Annotated in this window: 18 protein-coding genes; 12 read left to right on the top strand and 6 right to left on the bottom strand. The window is 46.8% G+C overall.

Going from position 1 to position 20,544, the window contains the following annotated elements:
• Positions 1–282 precede the first annotated feature (282 nt).
• The 4 genes from NFI80_RS06245 (at position 283) to NFI80_RS06230 (ending at position 5,159) form a co-directional block, all read left to right on the top strand.
• Positions 283–1,266 (top strand): glycosyltransferase family 2 protein, encoded by a 984-nt coding sequence (locus NFI80_RS06245; RefSeq protein ID WP_233798334.1) that lies wholly within the window; start codon positions 283–285, stop codon positions 1,264–1,266.
• Positions 1,267–1,378: 112 nt separating this feature from the next.
• Positions 1,379–3,202: an ABC transporter ATP-binding protein gene (locus NFI80_RS06240; RefSeq protein ID WP_235163779.1), complete on the top strand. Its 1,824-nt coding sequence runs from the start codon at positions 1,379–1,381 to the stop codon at positions 3,200–3,202.
• The gene (locus NFI80_RS06235) at positions 3,202–4,134 is read left to right on the top strand and encodes a glycosyltransferase family 2 protein (RefSeq protein WP_235163781.1); all 933 of its coding nucleotides are present in this window, start codon (positions 3,202–3,204) and stop codon (positions 4,132–4,134) included. The genes NFI80_RS06240 and NFI80_RS06235 overlap by 1 nt, the downstream gene beginning before the upstream one ends.
• Complete coding sequence (locus NFI80_RS06230; RefSeq protein WP_235163783.1) at positions 4,134–5,159, top strand: glycosyltransferase; 1,026 nt, start codon at positions 4,134–4,136, stop codon at positions 5,157–5,159. Before NFI80_RS06235 ends, NFI80_RS06230 begins: the two co-directional genes overlap by 1 nt.
• On the opposite strand, the gene NFI80_RS06225 is transcribed toward NFI80_RS06230, so the two are convergent.
• Positions 5,116–6,021, bottom strand: a complete 906-nt coding sequence (locus NFI80_RS06225) for a glycosyltransferase (protein ID WP_233798330.1) — start codon at positions 6,019–6,021, stop codon at positions 5,116–5,118. The genes NFI80_RS06230 and NFI80_RS06225 overlap by 44 nt on opposite strands.
• 132 nt (positions 6,022–6,153) lie before the next feature.
• On the opposite strand from NFI80_RS06225, the gene NFI80_RS06220 reads away from it, so the two are divergent.
• The 3 genes from NFI80_RS06220 to NFI80_RS06210 all read left to right on the top strand — a co-directional run bounded on the left by NFI80_RS06220 (position 6,154) and on the right by NFI80_RS06210 (position 11,399).
• Positions 6,154–8,109, top strand: a complete 1,956-nt coding sequence (locus NFI80_RS06220; protein WP_235163785.1) for a sialate O-acetylesterase — start codon at positions 6,154–6,156, stop codon at positions 8,107–8,109.
• Between the two features lie 23 nt (positions 8,110–8,132).
• Entirely contained in the window at positions 8,133–10,268 is a 2,136-nt protein-coding gene (locus tag NFI80_RS06215) for an outer membrane protein assembly factor BamB family protein (protein WP_235163787.1), read from the top strand.
• A 165-nt stretch (positions 10,269–10,433) separates the two neighbouring features.
• The gene (locus NFI80_RS06210) at positions 10,434–11,399 is read left to right on the top strand and encodes a bestrophin family protein (RefSeq protein ID WP_235163789.1); all 966 of its coding nucleotides are present in this window, start codon (positions 10,434–10,436) and stop codon (positions 11,397–11,399) included.
• 33 nt (positions 11,400–11,432) lie between these two features.
• Here NFI80_RS06210 and NFI80_RS06205 read toward each other — a convergent pair whose 3' ends face one another.
• The 3 genes from NFI80_RS06205 to rluF form a co-directional block, all read right to left on the bottom strand.
• Positions 11,433–12,509: an AI-2E family transporter gene (locus tag NFI80_RS06205; protein ID WP_233798326.1), complete on the bottom strand. Its 1,077-nt coding sequence runs from the start codon at positions 12,507–12,509 to the stop codon at positions 11,433–11,435.
• 85 nt (positions 12,510–12,594) lie between these two features.
• On the bottom strand, positions 12,595–13,299 hold the full coding sequence (locus NFI80_RS06200) for a hypothetical protein (protein ID WP_235163791.1): 705 nt from the start codon (positions 13,297–13,299) through the stop codon (positions 12,595–12,597).
• 86 nt (positions 13,300–13,385) lie between these two features.
• Positions 13,386–14,126: a 23S rRNA pseudouridine(2604) synthase RluF gene (gene rluF / locus NFI80_RS06195; protein ID WP_235163792.1), complete on the bottom strand. Its 741-nt coding sequence runs from the start codon at positions 14,124–14,126 to the stop codon at positions 13,386–13,388.
• Between the two features lie 171 nt (positions 14,127–14,297).
• Between rluF and NFI80_RS06190 the strand changes: the two genes are divergently transcribed.
• The gene (locus tag NFI80_RS06190) at positions 14,298–15,596 is read left to right on the top strand and encodes an acetylxylan esterase (RefSeq protein ID WP_235163793.1); all 1,299 of its coding nucleotides are present in this window, start codon (positions 14,298–14,300) and stop codon (positions 15,594–15,596) included.
• A 15-nt stretch (positions 15,597–15,611) separates the two neighbouring features.
• Positions 15,612–16,946, top strand: a complete 1,335-nt coding sequence (locus NFI80_RS06185; RefSeq protein WP_235163795.1) for a Gfo/Idh/MocA family protein — start codon at positions 15,612–15,614, stop codon at positions 16,944–16,946.
• 43 nt (positions 16,947–16,989) lie between these two features.
• Here the strand turns inward: NFI80_RS06185 and NFI80_RS06180 are convergent, their stop codons facing one another.
• Entirely contained in the window at positions 16,990–17,346 is a 357-nt protein-coding gene (locus tag NFI80_RS06180) for a hypothetical protein (RefSeq protein WP_026632110.1), read from the bottom strand.
• 170 nt (positions 17,347–17,516) lie between these two features.
• Positions 17,517–17,843, bottom strand: coding sequence for a tetratricopeptide repeat protein (locus NFI80_RS06175; RefSeq protein ID WP_235158611.1), 327 nt, complete (start codon positions 17,841–17,843; stop codon positions 17,517–17,519).
• 95 nt (positions 17,844–17,938) lie between these two features.
• Between NFI80_RS06175 and NFI80_RS06170 the strand changes: the two genes are divergently transcribed.
• The 3 genes from NFI80_RS06170 to NFI80_RS06160 all read left to right on the top strand — a co-directional run bounded on the left by NFI80_RS06170 (position 17,939) and on the right by NFI80_RS06160 (position 20,522).
• Positions 17,939–18,676: an electron transfer flavoprotein subunit beta/FixA family protein gene (locus NFI80_RS06170; protein ID WP_235163797.1), complete on the top strand. Its 738-nt coding sequence runs from the start codon at positions 17,939–17,941 to the stop codon at positions 18,674–18,676.
• Between the two features lie 36 nt (positions 18,677–18,712).
• Complete coding sequence (locus NFI80_RS06165; RefSeq protein ID WP_235163799.1) at positions 18,713–19,684, top strand: electron transfer flavoprotein subunit alpha/FixB family protein; 972 nt, start codon at positions 18,713–18,715, stop codon at positions 19,682–19,684.
• Positions 19,685–19,925: 241 nt separating this feature from the next.
• Positions 19,926–20,522, top strand: coding sequence for a bifunctional nuclease family protein (locus tag NFI80_RS06160; protein ID WP_235163800.1), 597 nt, complete (start codon positions 19,926–19,928; stop codon positions 20,520–20,522).
• Positions 20,523–20,544 lie beyond the last annotated feature (22 nt).

The raw sequence follows: 20,544 nt of genomic DNA, 5'->3' as shown, positions 1-20,544 counted from the left end.
CTAAGTAAAAGACATTTATTTCCACCAGCATCTGCAGTTACTATTCCCTCTTCACCCTTATAAAATTCGGAAACAAAGAACATAGGACCCGGAGTCCTCTAATGACTCTGTGCGCTTGCCAAAAAAAGCCGGACCGTTTTCCGGTGGCCAACGCAGGTTCCTGAAAGTAAGTAAGTGGTTCAATAATTGATGATTGATGCCAGTAAATCTGAAACTAAGGATTTTAATTAAATAGACAACTATCGGGTAAACCATATACTCTACACTTAAATTGTAAGATTGATGAAAAGCATCTCGGTAGTAATTCCGAATTACAACGGAAAGCATTTATTCGAAAAATATTTCGAGAATAATTACAAAATTCTCAATACCCTAGGCACAAAGGTCCAGATCATAATCGTTGATGACGCTTCCAGTGACGATTCAGTAGCATATCTGGAAGAACATTACGGGAATAACATTACCATTATCCGGAAGGAAAAGAACTCGGGATTTTCCCACACCTGCAACCTGGGCATTCAGAAGGCCACCAACGATCTCATTTTCCTGCTTAATACAGACGTTACGCTCGAAGAAGGTTATTTTGAAAAACTTTATAAATACTTCGAACTGGAAGACACTTTCGGTGTAATGGGACGCATTATCGGCATGGAAGACGACAACATCCTGGATGCTGCACGTTCGCCGAAGATTCTGGGAAGGAAGATCAAACCAAGCAACTTCTTCTATCTGAAAGATTCCGATACGCTGACACCAACATTCTATCTCTCCGGCGCCATTGCTTTAATGGACACCAGGAAGCTGAAAGCGATCAATGGTTTCAATGAAATGTTCAACCCTTATTACGGCGAAGACCAGGAAATGTCGATCCGTGCGTGGAGACTGGGCTGGAAATGCTATTATGAGCACAATGCAGTTTGCCGCCACGAGGTTTCTGCGAGCACCAAGGGCCATAAGGACAATTATTCTGTCAAAAGGATCTATTTCAGGAACCGTTACTACATGCATCACCTGCATTTGCACGGCATTGACCTGAATCTGTATCATATGCAGGTCATTCTCAGCGACGTGCTCCCCAGCATCATTACACTTCAATTCTATAAAGCACAGGCCTATCTTGACTTCCTGCGTAATATGAACGAACTTTCGGTGAAGAAAACCGCGTTCAAAACCCAGATGAAACATCATAAATCCAACATCGGGATCAATGACGTCATTGAAAACATTAAAATGATGCTTAAATACAAGCAGGTCGTAAAATTATAGTTATTGTCAGCGATTTAAAGCGATAAGCATTAATTTGCACCCTCAACCGGAAATTCTAGGATTTTCGGCTGTTTTACTTTCAGGCGTATGCTAAATATGCCATTTCCACATAATGAAAACATACTTCCGATTACTATCATTTGCCCAGCCCATTGCCAAATTTGCAGTCCCCTATATCTTTTTCACAGTCCTCGGGGTCATTTTCAATACGCTTAACCTTGCACTGCTTGCTCCATTGATGAGCACCCTGTTCAATAACAATAAGGACGGGGCCGAAGTGATACCAAAACCCGATGCCTGGGATATTACGGGCATGCTTAACTATTACGCACAACAAGCCAACGACGCTTACGGTCCGCATGGCGCATTGCAGCTGGTCTGCGCGGTGATCGTTACATCAATCTTACTTTCCAATATTTTTAAATATTTCTCGCAGCGGGTCATGGAAAATCTCCGGATCCACACCTTGCTTAATTTGCGGAAAACTGTTTTTAATAATGTTATGAACCTGCACGCGGGCTATTTCAGCAATCAGCGTAAAGGGGACATTATTTCAAAGATCGCGTCCGATGTGCAGGTTGTCCAGTTTTCGGTGACGGGAACATTGCAGGTTGTTTTTAAGGAGCCCTTGCAGTTGCTGGCTTACATATTCATGCTTTTTGCAACATCCGCCAAGCTTACATTCTTCGCCATCCTCGTTATCCCGATCTCCGCTTTTATCATTTCAAAAATTGTAAAAAGGCTGAAAGAGCAGGCGAAGGAAGCACAGCACCTGTTCGGTTTAATGATCAGCTATCTGGACGAAGCGCTTTCGGGGATCAAGATCATTAAAGCATTCAATGCGACGGAGGACATTAAGGATAAGTTCCACAAAGAAAACATTCGCTATTCCGACCTGGGACGCAAAATGGCGCGCCGGCAGCAGTTGAGCGGGCCCGTTTCTGAATTTTTGGGCGTTACAATGGTGGCGATCATCGTGCTTTATGGCGGCTCGCTGATTCTGGATAACCAGTCTGACCTGAGCGTGTCCAAATTCGTCGCCTATATCGCATTGTTTTCGCAGGTAATGCGTCCTGCCAAGGCGTTAACGGATTCTTTCAGCACCATTCATGCGGGTATAGCAGCCGGCGAAAGGGTTCTGGATCTGATCGATGAAAAACCAGAGATCCAGGACGCACCTGACGCCGTCGACCTGAAAGAATTTAATCATGCACTTACATTAAAGAACGTTTCCTTTGCTTATCAGGCAAAACCGGTTCTCAAATCCGTTAACCTGACCATTCCGAAGGGAAAAACCATTGCACTGGTAGGGCCCTCCGGTGGCGGCAAATCCACACTCATGGACCTGCTCCCGCGCTTTATTGACGCGCAGGAAGGCAGCGTTTCCATCGACGACTGGAATGTAAAACAAGTAAAAATGGAATCCCTATGGGCACTTTTCGGGGTTGTAAACCAGGAATCGATGCTTTTTAATGATACGATCTATAATAACATTGCCTTTGGAAATCCCAATGCAACGCCTGAAAAAGTGGCGGCTGCGGCGAAGGTGGCCAATGCCCACGATTTCATCATGGAGACCGAAGATGGATATGATAGCAACATCGGCGACCGGGGGATGAAATTGTCGGGCGGACAGAAACAACGTATTTGCATTGCCAGGGCTGTTTTGAAGAACCCGCCGATCATGCTGCTGGATGAGGCAACTTCTGCATTGGATACGGAATCAGAAAAACTCGTGCAGCAAGCATTGAATAATCTGATGCAAAACAGGACTTCGCTGGTGATCGCGCACAGGCTGAGCACCATTCAGAAAGCAGATTCGATTGTGGTTTTGGAGGATGGTCAGATTGTAGAGCAAGGCAATCATTCGGAGCTCATCGCACGCGAGGGGCTTTATAAGCGACTGATTGATATGCAGCAATTCAGCGATATTTGATGGAAAACAAGCCGCTCATTTCGATAGCATTGTGCACCTACAATGGCAGTGATTTCCTGTCAGAACAGTTGGACTCCATCCTTTTCCAAAGCCTTCAGGACTGGGAGCTGGTAATCGTAGACGACTTTTCGCAAGACGAAACATTGACTATACTAAGCAGCTATGCAGCGCGCGACAACCGTTTTAAGATCCATCGCAATCACCAGAACCTGGGATACAACAAGAATTTCGAAAAGGCGCTGCAACTTTGTGAAGGCGACTTTATAGCCATCTGCGACCAGGACGATATCTGGCATCCGGATAAGCTGAAATTACAACTCGACGCGATCAGGAACAACCTGCTGGTTTATCACGATTCGGAGTTTATCGATGAATCCGGAAAGTCTATGGACGCCAAAATATCCGACAAATTTGCGTTTTACCGCGGCGACCGGCCCGAGGTTTTTTTGTATTTCAATTGCGTTTCCGGCCACAGTATCTTCATGAAAAGATCGCTGCTTGCCTATGCGCTCCCATTTCCTGAGGGCTTCCATTATGATCAATGGCTTGCATACATTGCCACCAGCAATGGGTCCATTGATTTTGTAGATAAATGTCTGGTCCGTTACAGGCAGCACAAGAAAAATAATACAGACATACTTGCCTTGCGCACGACTTCAAGGTCCACCGGGCAAAAGATTACTGAACTCAAAAGAGAAAGTGAGTGGCTTAAAATTTGCGCAGCCAAAGCTGCCGACAAGTCTGCTTACCTGATTACCAGATTATACAAGCTAAGTCTTGACCGGAATGCTTCCTTTATGAGCATTGCTTATGGCCAGGCTATATGGAAAGACAGGAATTATTTACTGAGGCTTTTGAAAAAAAACAGTTCGAGTAAATTTTTCTTTACCCTAAGAAAAATCTGGGGGCCATTAGCAAAAACGTTCCTTTAATGCATATGACACTCAATTCACCTCCTCATCGGGGCAGTACATCTCCACTTGTATCCATCGCGCTTTGCGTTTATAATGGAGAGAAGTTCCTGAAGGAGCAACTCGATACTCTGGTTAATCAGCGATATCCGAATCTTGAAATCATAGCCGTGGACGATTGCAGCAGCGATGCTTCGCGGGCGATTTTAAAGGATTACCAGCAGCGATATCCTTATTTAAAGGTTTATGAAAATGAGGTGAATCTGGGATATGTAAAGAATTTCGAGAAAGCCATCACGCTCTGCAACGGAGAATTTATTGCGTTATCGGATCAGGACGACACCTGGAATCTCGACAAGATCCAGATTATGCTGGACAATATAGGAACGCATAAGCTGGTTTACCACGATTCCCGGTTTATGGAAGACGGCGGAAAGCCGCTGGACCTGAAAATGTCGAGCATCATCAATTTGTATAGCGGCGATCAACCCGAAGTGTTTTATTTTTTCAATTGCGTTTCCGGTCACAGCTTATTTTTTAAGCGCGAGCTCGTCGCTGATATTCTGCCCTTCGACGCGGATCACTTTCATGACCATTGGATCGCATATGTCGCTGTTAATCTGGGTACAATCCAGTATGTCGACATTCCGCTTGTGAATTACCGGCAGCACCCGAAAACCTCGACCGATATCCTTAACAAGCGGAAAAAGATCAGGAAGAAATACCACGAGAACCGCGATATCAAGAAATTGAGACGCGATTTGAAATGGATCAAATACTGCGCAACATTTAAAAAGAACAGAAATCCGGAATTCCTCAACCGACTGGTCGAATTGTTTGAAAGGCGGCTTGATACCTGGATATCATTCGGTTACGCGCGACTCATCGGCAGGCATTTCGACATTTTATACTTTATTCAAAAATACCGCAAAGCCAGCAAGCGCGCATTTGTTTACCGCCAGATCTGGGGATTGAAAGCGAAATTGTTCTGGGCCAGATATTTCAGCTTTTTTGGGAAAGAGGACGAAGACCAAGCTTCAACCTGAGCAAATGCTGATAGGATTTAAAAAAAAGCTTTTTCCGGATACGAGACTTTCTCATACTCATCAGCATTTTATGGATCTGATAGAAAGAATAGTCCCAGTGGATCATCTTTTCAATCACCGTTTCAAAGCACCGTCTCTCCGTGAGATAAAGCTCCCTGTCGCTAATGTTAGCCGTGGTAAGCGGCAGGATTTTTGACCATTTCCGGTGTAATTTCAGGATTTGATCAAACCATTTTTTATCAAAATTCCCCTCAGAAGCATGTTTCATTAAGATTTCAAAGGTGACCAGCACTTTGTATTCGGGATACACGCTGAGACAAAAGTCCAGATCATATCCATGAAACCCCGGCAAAAGCTTAGCGTCGAAGGGAAAGCGCAATGCAATGTCTTTACGCGTGCAAAACCACAAGCCATCCACACAAACGACCTGGCTTAATTTCTCCTGCCCTGGATTGTGATATGCATGAATTTCTTCTTTGCTGTTGAATTTAAATCCCTGCAAAACGTTCTGAAATGCGCGCTCCTCATAGTGAAAATCCACCTGATACCAGCCCGAAGGAGCCAGTGACTTATAGCCGCCACCAGCTACACCAAGAACGCCCGCTTCGGGATCATTGGAGAAAATATCAATCACCGTTTGCCCCCACCCGTGCGTCCTGATCTCCACATCTTCATGCATATAGCAAATGATGTCATATCTGGCCTGCTGCGTGCCCCAATTGTAGACTTCGCAAATGCCTTTTTTCTCAAAACGATTATCAAAAGCAATGATCTCATGCGCAATGCCGACTGTTTGCGCGATGTTTTCTTTCACAATGGACAGATCCTCCGCGTTGGCTGAACAGATAACGATGGATAACATGTATTAGATTCTGAATAAGTTATGGCTAACATCCATGCAATGCAGAAACAATGCATCTGTAAAGTTAGGGCTTTAAGTAGAAAGTGCACCCCGGAGGTGTTTTAAAGGGGTTACAAACTTTTTCGAACATTGATGAAACACATTTTCCTTTTTCTTTTCCTGCTGCTGAACACGTCCGTTTTTGCGCAGGTGAAATTCGCCCGTCTGTTTTCTGATCACGTTGTTTTACAAAGACAAAAGCCCATTCCGGTCTGGGGCTGGGCGAAGCCGGGAGAAAAGGTAAAAGTGACGCTGGCGCAGCAGACATTGCAAGGCAAAGCGGACGCATCCGGCAAATGGATGGTTAAATTTAATCCTATGGAAGCAGGCGGCCCGCATACGCTCAATGTGTCAGCAAAATCGGGTCAAGCGGCTGTTAATGATATACTTATCGGTGAAGTGTGGCTTTTATCAGGGCAATCGAATATAGAATGGCCTGTGTCTGCTGCAAAGGATTTTGAAATAGAAAAACAGAATGCCGATTTCCCGCAAATCCGTCATTTCCGGGTCGAACACAACGTAACATTGCAACCTGAAACCGATCTGACTTCCGGTGAATGGAAAATCTCATCTTCTGAAACCGTCGGTGGATTTTCGGCGATCGGATTTTTCTTTGCCAGGGAAGTATTTCAAAAACTCAACATTCCGATTGGTCTGCTGCATTCTTCCTGGGGCGGCTCGCAAGTGGAGGGCTGGATCAGTAAGGAAGGCATGCTCGGCGACGATGAGCTGAAAACTTACGCGCAGAATCTGCCCAAAACATGGCAGGAAGCAGACCTGATGATGGATGCCAAGCTCAGAAAAACGCTTTTCAAAAGTGATTCATTTACGCCCAATGCGGCAGATGAGCAAAAATACACCAGCGGAAATGCGGACTTTTCAATCTGGATAAAAACGGCAGATCCGGTGGGACAATGGGACTGGAAAGGTGTGATGGGTTATCGTGGAAAGGCCTACATGGGCAAAGAAGTAACAATGCCCGCTGATATGATTGGGAAAGAAACCTCATTATCCCTGGCGGAGAACGACAGTCCGAACAAGATCTATATCAATGGAAAATTGGTGGGCGAAACCCAATCCATAGGTGTACGCAAAATCAATGTCCCTGCCAATACATGGAAAGAAGGCAAAAATCAGCTCGTTATTGCCCATGGAAGCATGGTGGGAACGCCCTGGTTTGGGCCGGGTATGATGGGCAAAGCGACGGATATTTTTGTCGAAGACGGGACGAACAAGATACCGCTAGCCAAAGATTGGTTTTTAATGCCTTCTTTCGCTGAAAAACACGAGTATGCGCATTTGATGAACAATGTCGGCACGAGCATCTACAATGCAATGATCGTCCCGCTGATCCCTTTTGCCATCCGCGGCTCGCTTTGGTATCAGGGCGAGGCAAACACAATGCGCGCTTACCAATATCGTAAATCGTTCCCTTTGCTGATCAACGACTGGCGTAAACTTTGGAATGATGATTTTTCATTTTACTGGGTGCAGCTTTCAAGCTTTGGAAAGGATGAAGACAGCAATAAAGGAAGTTACTGGGCCGAATTGCGCGAGGCACAAAATATGACATTGAGCCTGCCAAAAACAGGAATGGCCGTGAGTACCGACGTTGGAAATCCAAACGACATTCACCCTACTAATAAGCAGGATGTCGCACACCGGCTTGCAACACAAGCATTGAAAAACGATTACGGACAAAACATCCCCTACGCTTCCCCGCTTTACGACAAAGTACAATTCTCTGATGGTAAAGCAGTTGTAACATTCAAGCATGCGGAAAACGGGCTAATGGTTAAAAACCGGTATGGTTATCTCAAAGGATTCGAAATCGCCGGAGACGACAAGGTTTTCTATTATGCAAAAGCGGAGATCAAAGGAAATACAGTGGAAATTTCCCATCCAAAAGTCCCCCAGCCGGCTTCTGTGAGATATGCCTGGTCGGACGCCCCGGAAGAGGCAAACTTATTCAGCACCGATGGATTTCCTGCCAGTAGTTTCCGGACAGATGACTGGACGGGCCGCTCGGTAAATGGCAAATTTCAATAGTCAGCACCTCATTAAGCCCTTATATGTTAAAGCCACTTTCAATTTGCATTGCTGCGTCGGCACTGTTCCTGGTTGCCACGCAGCAGCAAAAATTTGAAACAAAACCCGCACAAAGCACCGAATGGCCCGAATACCTGGGCGGCCCGGATCGTAACCATTACTCGCCGCTCACGCAGATCAACCGCCAGAATGTTTCAAAATTGAAAGTAGCCTGGACTTACGCCATGCCCGATTCGGGACAAACGCAGGTGAATCCGATCATTGTCGACGGCGTTTTGTACGGGGTTACCAACATGGTCCAGGCATTTGCTCTGGACGCAGCTACCGGGAAGCAGATCTGGATTTTTGGGGATAAATCAAAAAATGGCTCCAACACAAGCCGCGGGCTTACTTATTGGAGCGACGGCGAGGACAAGCGCATAATGCACGCCATGGGCCCGTTCCTTTACGCGCTGGATGCGAAAACGGGAAAGCCGGTTGAAAGTTTTGGCGACAAAGGAAAAATAGACCTGCGCGCAGGGTTACCCGACATTGCAAAAGACAAATACATGGTTTCCAACACCCCTGGAACCATTTTTGAAGACCTGATCGTCATGCCGGTCCGTCTTTCCGAGGATTCGGATGCAGCACCTGGCGACTTGCGCGCATTCAATGTGCGTACTGGCAAGCTTGTGTGGACCTTTCACACCATCCCTTACCCGGGAGAATTCGGTTACGAAACATTCCCGCCGGATGCTTACAAAAATACATTCACAGGAGCCGCCAACAACTGGGCCGGAACGGCCATCGATCGGGAACGCGGGATCTTGTATGTGCCCACGGGTTCAGCGGGATACGATTTTTATGGTGGTAAAAGAAAAGGTGCAAACCTGTTCGCAAACTGCCTTATCGCACTCGACGCAAGGACCGGGAAGCGCTTGTGGCACTACCAGACCATGCACCACGATATTTGGGACCGCGACCTGCCTGCGCCTCCTAACCTGATCACCGTCACAAAGAAAGGCCCGGACGGACAACCCATGAAAATCGACGCCGTCGCACAAGTCAGCAAGCAGGGATATGTTTTCATTTTTGACCGTGTTACAGGAAAACCATTGTTTCCGATACGCGAAGTAACCGCACCCAAAGACGCATTACCGGGCGAATTCCCATGGCCGACACAGCCCGTTCCTACCAAACCAGCCTCCTATGCAAGGCAAGCTTACACATTGACAGAGAAGGACATAAGCCCTTACGCGCCGGATCGGGATTCTTTGGTTATCAAATTTAAAAGTTACAAAAAAGCATTGTTTGCCGCGCCCAGCAAGGAAGGGACCATCATTCTCCCAGGCTTTGACGGCGGCGCGGAATGGGGCGGTGCGGCAGCTGATCCCGAAGATGGCATCATGTATGTCAACAGCAACGAAATGGCCTGGATACTCACGATGAAAGACACGCCGAAAGCGAGCGAAATGACCAATCTGAGTCCCGGAGAGAAAGTTTACACCACCAATTGTGTAACCTGCCACGGGCCGCAGCGCAAAGGCAACGCCAAAAGCGGTTACCCCTCGCTGGTCAACATCGGCGCCCGCCGCGACCGTGCATTCGTAAGCCAGATCATTACTTCCGGGAAGGGAATGATGCCGGGTTTTACAACGCTTTCTGCTGATGAAAAACAGGCACTTGTTGCCTTTTTATTCGACGAAGAGAAAGTGGAAGCCACTTCTGTTACGACAGCTTCCAATAAAGTGTATTTGCCTTACCAAAGCACGGGTTATAACAAATTCCTCGATGCCAACGGCCTTCCTGCGATTTCGCCGCCCTGGGGAACATTGAATGCCATTAATCTCAACACCGGGGAATTCCTGTGGCGCATTCCTTTTGGCGAAGTGGAATCGCTGAAAAAGCAGGGATATCCCACAACCGGAACAGAAAATTACGGCGGACCGGTCGTGACAGCGAGCGGCTTATTGTTCATAGCAGCGACAAAAGACGGGAAATTTAGGGTGTTTGATAAGAAAAATGGCAAGCTGCTTTGGGAAACACTGCTTCCGGCAGCCGGCTTCGCAACGCCTTCCACTTACGCAGTCAATGGCAGGCAGTTCATAGTAATCGCCTGCGGCGGAACCAAGCTGGGAACGAGGAAGGGCAATCAATATGTAGCTTTTGCATTGGAATGATAAAAATTTCCACTTCCGGTTTCGGAAGCTTAATGTTTGAAATTATCCGGTTCACCGCATTGCATGTCTGCTTTTTGACCTAAAATTGAAACCTTAGTGCTTGTTAACAACACCTTTCTATTAAACTGAATGTATACCGCCCGAGAAATTAAACTGGGGATCGTTATGTCCTTCGCATGGAGGCCGATCCTGATCTTTTTTGCTTACGCCACATTACTCTGCACGTTGAGTTATATTTCCGGCATTACACTCGGCATCTCCTTCGTTCCGATCGGACTGATTGGTACGGCTGTGGCATTTTATGTGGGTTTTAAAAACAACTCTTCTTATGAAAGGCTTTGGGAAGCGAGGCGCATCTGGGGTGCCATTGTTAACGCCAGCCGGAGCTGGGGGACATTCTCAGCCACTTACATTCAGCCCTTGCCCGATGATCCTGAGCATAATGTGAAGGAAATAAGTACTACGCTCATTCACCGGCACATTGCTTACATCAATGCAGTACGGTTGCAGTTGCGCGCAAAAAGTGTTTGGGATGACAAACATTCCATCGCGCACCACGTGGTGGCCGACCAGCGTGATCCGGATGAATTTCCACTTTTGCATACATTAAACGGCCTTTTGCCCGGCGATGAAGTAGCGTATTATTTATCCAAAAAAAATCCCGCAACGCACATCCTCAAAGCACAGGCGAAGCAGCTGGATGCTGTTTTCCGTAAAGGCGCGATCAATGAGCTGTTTTACTTTCATATGATGAATGTGATTCAGGAATTTTACAACCAGCAGGGCGCTGCCGAAAGGATCAAAAACTTCCCGTTTCCACGCCAGTATGCCTTTTTCTCCAAAGTTTTTGTCTGGCTTTTTCTCGCCATTTTACCTTTCGGACTCATCGGCGAATTCGCTAAACTGGGCGAAAATCTGGTATGGCTTGCGATCCCGAGCTATATCATCATCGGCTGGGTGTTTTACACCATGGAAGTCGTGGGTGACACGAGCGAAAACCCATTCGAGAATGCGATCAACGATGTTCCAATGACAGCGATTTGCCGCACCATTGAAATTGATCTCCGCGAAATGCTGAATGAGGAAAACATTCCGGCGCCCATCAAGGCTGTTAATAACATATTAATGTAGGAGGAATGAGCTGGAAACGCGCCAGGCTATTGCCTAAGCGCTGTTTCGTTCATCTACCTGATGCTTCACGCCTTCAAGATCCATCACTGGCTTTTCATTCCCCATCAGGAAAGCCAGTGATTTGGTATGAGGCAAATATTGAAATGCGACCCGCAAAATCCCTGTGATCGGAATGGCGATTATAGCTCCCGCAACGCCCCATAGCACCCCGAAAGCAACAACCGAAGTAATGGTCATGAACGGGTTGAGATCCACTTCTTTCCCTACGACATAAGGCTGGGTGATGTAATTATCGATCATCTGGGCAGCAAACATGACTATGACCACAACTAAAACGCTCGACGGACCGCCTGAAACCAAGGCTAACAAAGCTGCCAATCCACCGCCTATCGCATTTCCTACGTAAGGAATAAATGAGAAAACCGCCGCAATCAGCGCCAGCAAAAATGCATATTTAACGCCTCCGATCATAAAACCGGTTCCGTAAAGGATGGCGAGGATGATCATTGCCTTTAACATTCCGTAGAAATAACCGCCGGATGTTTTGCGAATATCTTTCAATGCTTTACGCACGCGCACATGGTCCTGTTTAGGGAAATTAATCAAGATAAACTCCTTAAAACGCTCCCGCTGCGAAAGTAACAGCACTACATAGACAATAATGAGGATCACATTGGCAATGGCACCTCCTACCGAACCGATGGCCGCCGGACTGCCGCTTCCCAGCTTGGACACCATTGTTTTCGCCTGAGCAAGCTGCTCGTCGGGATCCAGCCCTGTCTTGTCTTCTATAAATTTTTGTCCGTCTTCCAGATACTGCACTGACTTTTTCTCAATTTCCGGCCAGTCCTTGGATATCATTTTAACCTGAATGGTAATCAGCGATCCCAGAAAAACCAGGAACAGCAGCAATGTTACCGTGCTTCCGGCAACTGCCCAGCCCTTGGCAAGGCCTTTCGACATCAGCCAGTCCATTATCGGAATGAGCATCATGGAGAGAACGGCGCCGATAGCAAGTGGCGCGAGAAAGGTTTTGCCGAAATACAAACCGGCTGGAATCGCAATCAGTAATAATACCCAAACGAGGATCTTGGAGACGTTTTCCTTCATAGAGAATAAGTTTTCAGGGAAACCTAAAAAATCATTCCAAGCCTCCGATCCACATTATACGTCTCAAAAATCGCTCAATTCAAGGTTATTCGAGACTGCTGGCAAATTCCAGCACTTTTTTCAGATTCGCTTCTTTCTCGAAACTGGTCTCGTTCTCACGGAGATATTCGTTAAGCTTTCTTTTGTTTTTGGGATAAATTTTGAGAAGATTGGGCCGCGTGGCAAACATAACACGTTCATTCTTATCGATTAAAAAGAAAATGGATCTTCGCTTTAAGATCACTTTGACATTACTCTCCAAATTTTGCAAGTTGCCATTTTGATTTACAAATGAGGAATAACTGGAAATCGCAGAAGTAGCCGAATACTGCTCATAGGAAGCATATTTCTCGTTGCCCATCCGGACCAGAAACTGCTTCTTACCCAATCTCACACCACTATAATCCCGGATTGCATGCACATGACCATGCCCTTTGGCGTAAAAATAAAGATTATCCCCCACGAAGATTTTGCTGATAAACGAATTATCGTTGAACATCAGCGTATCTTTTTTGGCGTCTACAAACAACACCTCGCCATGAACCAGACTGTAATTCATTTGCGCTTTGGAGGTTTTTCCATTGCGAAACAGCACGTGTCCGTCCTGAAACTTTTCAAACTGGTAACGTTCTGTGAAAGGGATAACCTTCGTGACGTCAGAGCCGTTCTTGACCCGATAAATATCGTTGATCTGCCCGCGTACTAGATTTCCAGAAAACAGCAGTACGAAAAGCAGAGACCAGGTTTTCATGAAGATCCGGGGAAAGGTTTATTTCAATATTTCATTATAAATTTAGACAATTCGGACAAATATTTCTTTGTTTGTTCAATTTAAACCTACTCTTCCCAGCCGGAGAGATATGAACCTTCCTCTGTTTTCACAGAACTCTCCACAGCAGCGTTAATCGTCTGCAATTCCTCAGCTGTCAGGTTTCGCCATTTCCCGGTGGGCAAATCATCCAGTGTAACATTCATGATCCTGACCCGTTTCAGTTTCGTCACGCGATAGCCCAGATATTCGCACATGCGCCGGATCTGTCGGTTCAGGCCCTGGGTCAGGATAATGGTGAAAACATGGCTGCCTTCCTTTTTGACGTAACACTTTTTGGTAATCGTGCCCAGGACGGGAACGCCGGCCGACATTTTAGCGACAAATTCTGGCGTTATCTGCTTATCGACGGTTACCACATATTCCTTTTCGTGGTTGTTTCCGGCCCTTAATATCTTGTTCACAATGTCGCCATCGCTGGTCAGGAAAATAAGCCCTTCGGAAGGTTTGTCCAGTCGGCCAATCGGGAAAATGCGTTCGGGATGCCGGATGTAATCAATGATGTTTCCCTTCACATCGCGCTCCGTTGTGCACGTTATGCCCACAGGTTTGTTAAATGCAATATAAACCGATGCTTTCCTGACTTTCAGCGGCTTACCATCAATTTTTACTTCATCCTCGGCCGAAGCCTTATCACCCAGAACAGCCGTTCTGCCGTTCAGCATAACGCGGCCTTGTTCCACCAGCTTATCCGCTTCCCGCCTTGAACAAAAACCTGTTTCGCTGATGTATTTATTAATCCTGATCAAAATCTGCTTTTTAAAATATTACTGATCCAGCCCCGAAGGCCGTAATTAAAGAGAAGCAAATTACTGCAATTCGCAAAAATTATCCTGTTTTTATTAAAGATTCCGGCAGCGTGTCACTTTTACGTTACAAGCTGAAATCATTTTAACTCAATTGACGAAATCTGTCCACTTATGAAAAATCGTTTTTTACCATTAGCCGCGCTTTTCTGGCTCTCATTATTAACTGCTATCGCACAGCCCGCAAGGCGCCCTGTGGAAGTGATCGTTACCATGGACCGGGATGACTGGACTTACAAAACCGGCGACAAAGTGCAATTCCTGGTGACTGTGATGAGAAATGGAAATATGGTAAAAAATGCTTCTGTACGCTACGAGATCGGTTTGGAAAAATTGGATCCAACCATTAAGGAAACCAAAACAGCCGCTGACGGCAAACTGACCATTGACGGCGGAACACTCAAGACGCCTGGCTTCCTGAGATGCATTGCATGGGTTACCGTGGACGGAAACGAATATCGCGGCCTGGCCACAGCTGGTTTTGACCCTCAAAAAATTGAACCGACCGTTGCTAACCCACAGGATTTCGACACATTCTGGGCGACGGCTAAACAAGAACTTGCCGCCGTTCCCATGGACGCAAAAATGACGCTCCTGCCCGAACGTTGTACTGAAAAGGTGAATGTGTATCACCTTAACCTGCAAAACAACCGGAAAGGCGTCCGCGTTTATGGTATTCTGAGCATTCCAAAAAAAGAAGGAAAATATCCTGCATTACTGAGGGTTCCCGGCGCAGGCGTGAGAGCTTACTATGGCGATGTAGCCACTGCCGAGAACAACATTATTACACTGGAAATCGGCATTCACGGCATTCCCGTGACAATGGATCCTTCGGTGTATTTGGATATGGGCCAGGGATTTTTGAATGGTTATCCTGCTTATAATATGGATGATCGCGATAAGTTTTATTATAAAAGGGTTTACCTCGGCTGCGTGCGTGCCAACGATTTCCTGACCAGCCTGCCGCAATATGACGGGACCAACCTCGCTGTAACCGGCGGAAGCCAAGGAGGCGCATTATCCATCATCACAGCCGGGCTCGATCCGCGCGTGAAATGGCTGGGCGCATTTTACCCTGCATTGAGCGACGTGACAGGTTACCTGCACGGACGCGCGGGCGGCTGGCCGCATTATTTTGATAAGAACGGTGTAAAATGGAATAATACGAAAGAAAAAGTGGCGACGGTGGCTTACTATGATGTGGTGAATTTCGCCAGAAGGGTTAAAGTGCCGGGATTTTATATCTGGGGATATAATGATGAAACCTGCCCTCCTACTTCCATGTACGCGGCCTATAATGTTACCACTGCGCCAAAAGAGCTGAAACTTTTCCTGGACACCGGGCACTGGACCTACCAGGAAGAAAAGGATATCATGAACAACTGGCTGATTGAAAAACTCACGAAAAAATAGTTTAAGAACATTAAAATGGATCGTAGAAACTTTATAGAGAAGTCGGCCCTTGCAGGTGCCGCACTTTCGAGTGCCGCACTATCCAGTGCTGCCTTTTCAACGCTGCCACTCCTAAGCGCCATTAGCCGCGCCGCGCCTTACCGCACGGCGCTGATCGGAACGGGATGGTGGGGAACCAATATCCTGCGCTGCGCGCTGCAATCGGGAGAAAACAAACTGGTTGCGCTTTGTGATGTGGATGATAACCAGCTCAAAGTCTGCGCTGCGGAAATGTCCAAGCTAACGCCGGACAAACCAAAAATATATAAGGATTACCGCGAACTGCTGGCGAAGGAAAAGCCGGAAGTGGTGATCGTTGCGACGCCGGATCACTGGCATGCGTTGTGCTGCATTGCAGCCATCGAGTCGGGTGCGCACGTGTATGTGGAGAAGCCCATTTCGCATACGATCAAGGAAGGACGGGCAATGGTGAATGCGACGCGTAAGCATGGGAAAATCGTCCAGGTAGGAACGCACAGGCGTGTTTCGCCTCACAATGTTTCCGGCATGGAGTTCCTGAAATCAGGTAAAGCAGGAAAAATAGGCATGGCGCGGGCATTTGTACATTATGGCGGCGGCCCGGGACAGAAAACGCCTGATTCGGAACCGCCGCAGGGACTCGACTGGGATTTTTACTGCGGTCCGGCGCAATTACAGCCTTATAACAAAACCATGCACCCGCGCGGTTTCCGGAACTATCTCAATTTTGCCAACGGAACATTAGGCGACTGGGGCATTCACTGGCTCGACCAGGTTTTGTGGTGGTCCGAACAAAAATATCCGAAGAAAATTTATTCAACTGGTGGGCGGGCCATCCGCCAGGACAGTACGGATGCACCCGACCATCAGGTGGCGGTTTATGATTTTGATGGTTTTACGCTGGAATGGGAACACCGGAATTTTGCCGCAAACAATGCAGAGAAAACACATCCGCAGCAGGCAGTAGGCGTTTATTTCTACGGAACGGAAGGCACCTTCCATATGGGCTGGCTGGACGGGTGGACATTTTACCCGACAGATCCAAAGAAACCTATCATTCACGAGGATGCCAGGCTTAACAAGCCGGACGACCAGAATATTAAGGAACTTTGGGCCAATTTCATTGAATCCATCAAGACGAATAAGCCGCCAATTTGTGAAATTGAGATCGGGCAGCGTTCAACCAATGTGGCGCTGCTGGGCATGCTCTCGCTAAAATTAGGCAGAAGCATCGTCTGGGACGGGGAAAAAGAGACGATTGAAGGTGATCCCGAAGCGAATAAGCTTTTGAGCAGGGAATACCGGGGAGAATGGAAATATCCGCAGGCATAAAAACGAAAAAGGGATTGTTGAAGCTAACAATCCCTTTTTTATTTTAATCGATCTTCACAACTTCCGCCGGAATGTTGTACTGATCTATGATTTCGCGTGTGAACCTGACATGCCCTCTTGGCGCCATCAGATATAATTTAGCACCTTTCATGCCTGCAAGCTCGCTGAGCAGTTTCCATTTCGAGATACTTCCCCGAAGCTGGTCTGTTTTCATTGAGACTTCCAGATAGTGCCTGTTGAACATATTTACGCCTGTAACATCCGGGGTAAATTTGGCATTATCGGCGGCCCGTTCGTAGGACTTCGGTGTTTCAAATCCTTCCATATTGGCCTGGATATCCTTGAACCCATGCGCCTGTGCCCACTTTACCACAAGTGGAATAAATAATTCCTTTTCCATAATATTAAATGAATAATTTTTTCTATCCCGTAAATCAAGGGAACTCCTTAAAAATCAAACTAAACTGAGCAGAGGAAGTAATTACCGAAAGCAGTCTGGATTGTAGTACTCTTACTAATCATGAAAGGTACGGCATTTTACGTCAATGAGCAAATTTTTGCTGCAATCAGTTAGTCGTCCATTTCGTCCAGAAAGTTGTTATAAGCCCTTACAAGCTCCTGGTGTGCCTTGGTATTTTTTTGTAAAAGCGCCAGGGCCACCCCTTTGCGATAAATTTCCTCAGCCTTTTCCACATCTTCATTATCAGCAAAAAATGAACCAGCGTGATAGTATGTGGCCAGGTAATCAGGATGCTCATTTAGAAGGATATCAAAGAAATGCGCAGCTTTCGCCGGATCAAACTTGGCATACTCGATGGCAAGGGCATAAACATTGAACGGATCGGCGGGATCCTCCTCATAAAAGCTGATCAGATTGTTGAGTAAAGTGGTGTTCATTATGGATTATTATGCTTGCATACTATTTAAGATTTCCCTTTATTTGCCCGGACAAAGTTATATTCATACCAGGCAATAATTCTAAATAAAAGCTCATGAAAATACTCGTTTGTATATCCAATGTGCCCGATACAACCGCTAAGATAACATTTACGGACAACGACACCAGACTTAATAAAAACGGGATCCAATACATTATCGGCCCGTACGACGATTACGCGCTGGCCAGGGGCGTTGAATTAAAAGAACAATCCGGAGGGACATTAACCGTGCTGCACGTAGGCGAAGCCGACGCCGACCCACAGATCCGCAAAGCACTCGCGATCGGCGCCGACGATGCGATCCGGGTGAATGCCGATCCCCTCGACTCCTACTTCGTGGCCGTTCAGATCGCCGATGTTGCTAAGCAAAACAACTATGACCTGATCCTGATGGGTCGCGAATCGATTGACTATAACAGTGGTGTAGTGCATGGCTTGGTGGGCGAAATGCTGGGAATCGCTTCCTACTCCCCTGTTATGAAACTGGACATTGCAGACGGTTCGGCTACGATAAGCCGCGAAATCGATGGAGGGAAAGAAGTCCTGAAAGCGCCTCTGCCCCTAGTTCTCGGCTGTCAGGAACCGATTGCAGAGTGGAAAATCCCGAATATGCGTGGCATTATGACGGCCCGTACCAAGCCGCTAACCGTGGTTGAACCTGTGTCCGTGGACGAGATGACCGTGCCGGAAAAATACTTCCTGCCTGCCCCGAAAGGTGCATGCAAAATGATCCCGGCCAGCGAAGCCGGAACATTGATCCGTCTTTTGCAGACAGAGGCAAAAGTGTTGTGATCTTTTGAAACAATCATTAATTAAAACAGAAAGAAAATGTCAGTCCTTATATATGTAGAACTGGACAATGGTTCTATCAAAAAAACGTCGCTGGAAGCAGTGGCTTACGGCGCAAAAGTGGCGGAGAAAACGGGTGATAAGGCGGTAGTGCTGGCCATTGGCAAAGCGGATGCGTCTGCACTGGAAATTGCTGGAAACTATGGCGCCGTCAAAGTCCTGCATGCCTCGGATGAAAAACTATCGCACGAAAACAGCCTTGCCTATGCGGATGCATTGGCGCAGGCGGCCGGGCAGGAAGGCAGCAAAATCATCATTCTTTCCAAATCCGGCTTAGGTGATGCCATGGCGGCCCGTGCTGCGGCCAAGTTGAAAGCGGGAGTCGTCTCCGGCGTTACAGCTTTGCCTGAGATTAATGGTTCATTTAAAGTAACACGCGGGATTTTTACCGGAAAAGCGTTTGCTACAACCGAATTGAAATCAGATGTAAAAATCCTTGTAATCAAGAAGAATGTCATCGAGATCAATGAGGATGATGTTGCTTTTGCCAATGCGGTTGTGGAAACATTCTCCCCGCAATTGCGTGATGCTGACTTCAAGGCGTCCGTTGTGAATGTTGAGAAAGCCAATTCTGAACTATCTCTTACCGAAGCGCAGATTATTGTTTCCGGCGGTCGCGGTATGAAGGGGCCTGAGCATTGGCAGCCGCTGGTTGATCTCGCTCATGCACTGGGTGCAGCAACGGGATGTTCAAAGCCCGTTTCGGACCTCGACTGGCGGCCGCATCATGAGCACATAGGCCAAACAGGGATTAAAGTTGCGCCGAACCTTTACATTGCCTGCGGGATTTCCGGTGCCATCCAGCATCTGGCCGGCGTGAACGGTTCCAAATGCATTGTGGTCATTAATAAGGATCCCGAAGCCCCGTTCTTCAAGGCAGCTGATTATGGAATCGTCGGCGATGTTTTCGAAATTCTGCCAAAACTGACAGAAGCTGCGAAAAATCTCTAAAAATGCGATTTCTGCGCATATTGAAATTAATTGTAATAAATACTGACTGGCCGCATTTGAAAAAATAGCTTAAAAATCAGATAATTAAGCCGCTTTATTTCCATCCGGCTGTCAATGAGCACATTCTTAACCCGTACTTCATTTTTTTATGCAGTACGGGTTAATTATTTTTGCAACTTCGAATACATTTTCAGGCATATTCACCACAACTGTTAACCAAACTTGCGCATTTAGTTTAAACGTGAAAAAAATCAAGTTAGAAATACTCGGGCTGTCTCCAAGCCAATCACAGGCAGGTTCCTTCGCACTGGTTCTGGGCGAAGAGCTGGGTAACCGTCGCCTGCCCATCATTATTGGTGTGTTCGAAGCACAGGCCATTGCCGTTCAGATAGAAAATATTGTCCCAAACCGTCCGATGACGCACGATCTCTTTAGATCGTTTGCGGATGGAATGAATTATACATTAAAAGAAATCGTCATCTCGGACCTGAAAGAAGGCATATTCTATGCCAAGATCGTCTGCACGGATAATCTTCGGGAAGTGGAAATCGATGCGCGTCCTTCCGACGCCATCGCCATCGGCTTACGGTTCGACATTCCTATTTTCACTTACGAGGCCATTCTTTCCGAAGCAGGCATCGTGTCGAGCTCATTAACAGAGGATGAAGAAGATGAGGAAGATGGTGTGAAAGAAACGTTGGGAACAACGGGATCATCCAAAGACCAGCTGCGTGACCTTACATTCGACGAGTTGCAGCGCATGCTCGACGATGCACTTTCCAAAGAGGATTACGAAAAAGCTGCCAGCATCCGCGACGAAATGGGCCGGAGAAACTAGCCTGCGCCGTTTTGTTAAAGTT

Origin of the sequence: Dyadobacter chenhuakuii, from assembly GCF_023821985.2 — a bacterium.
Lineage (GTDB): Bacteria > Bacteroidota > Bacteroidia > Cytophagales > Spirosomataceae > Dyadobacter > Dyadobacter chenhuakuii.
This window is presented reverse-complemented; position numbering and strand designations above follow the sequence as displayed.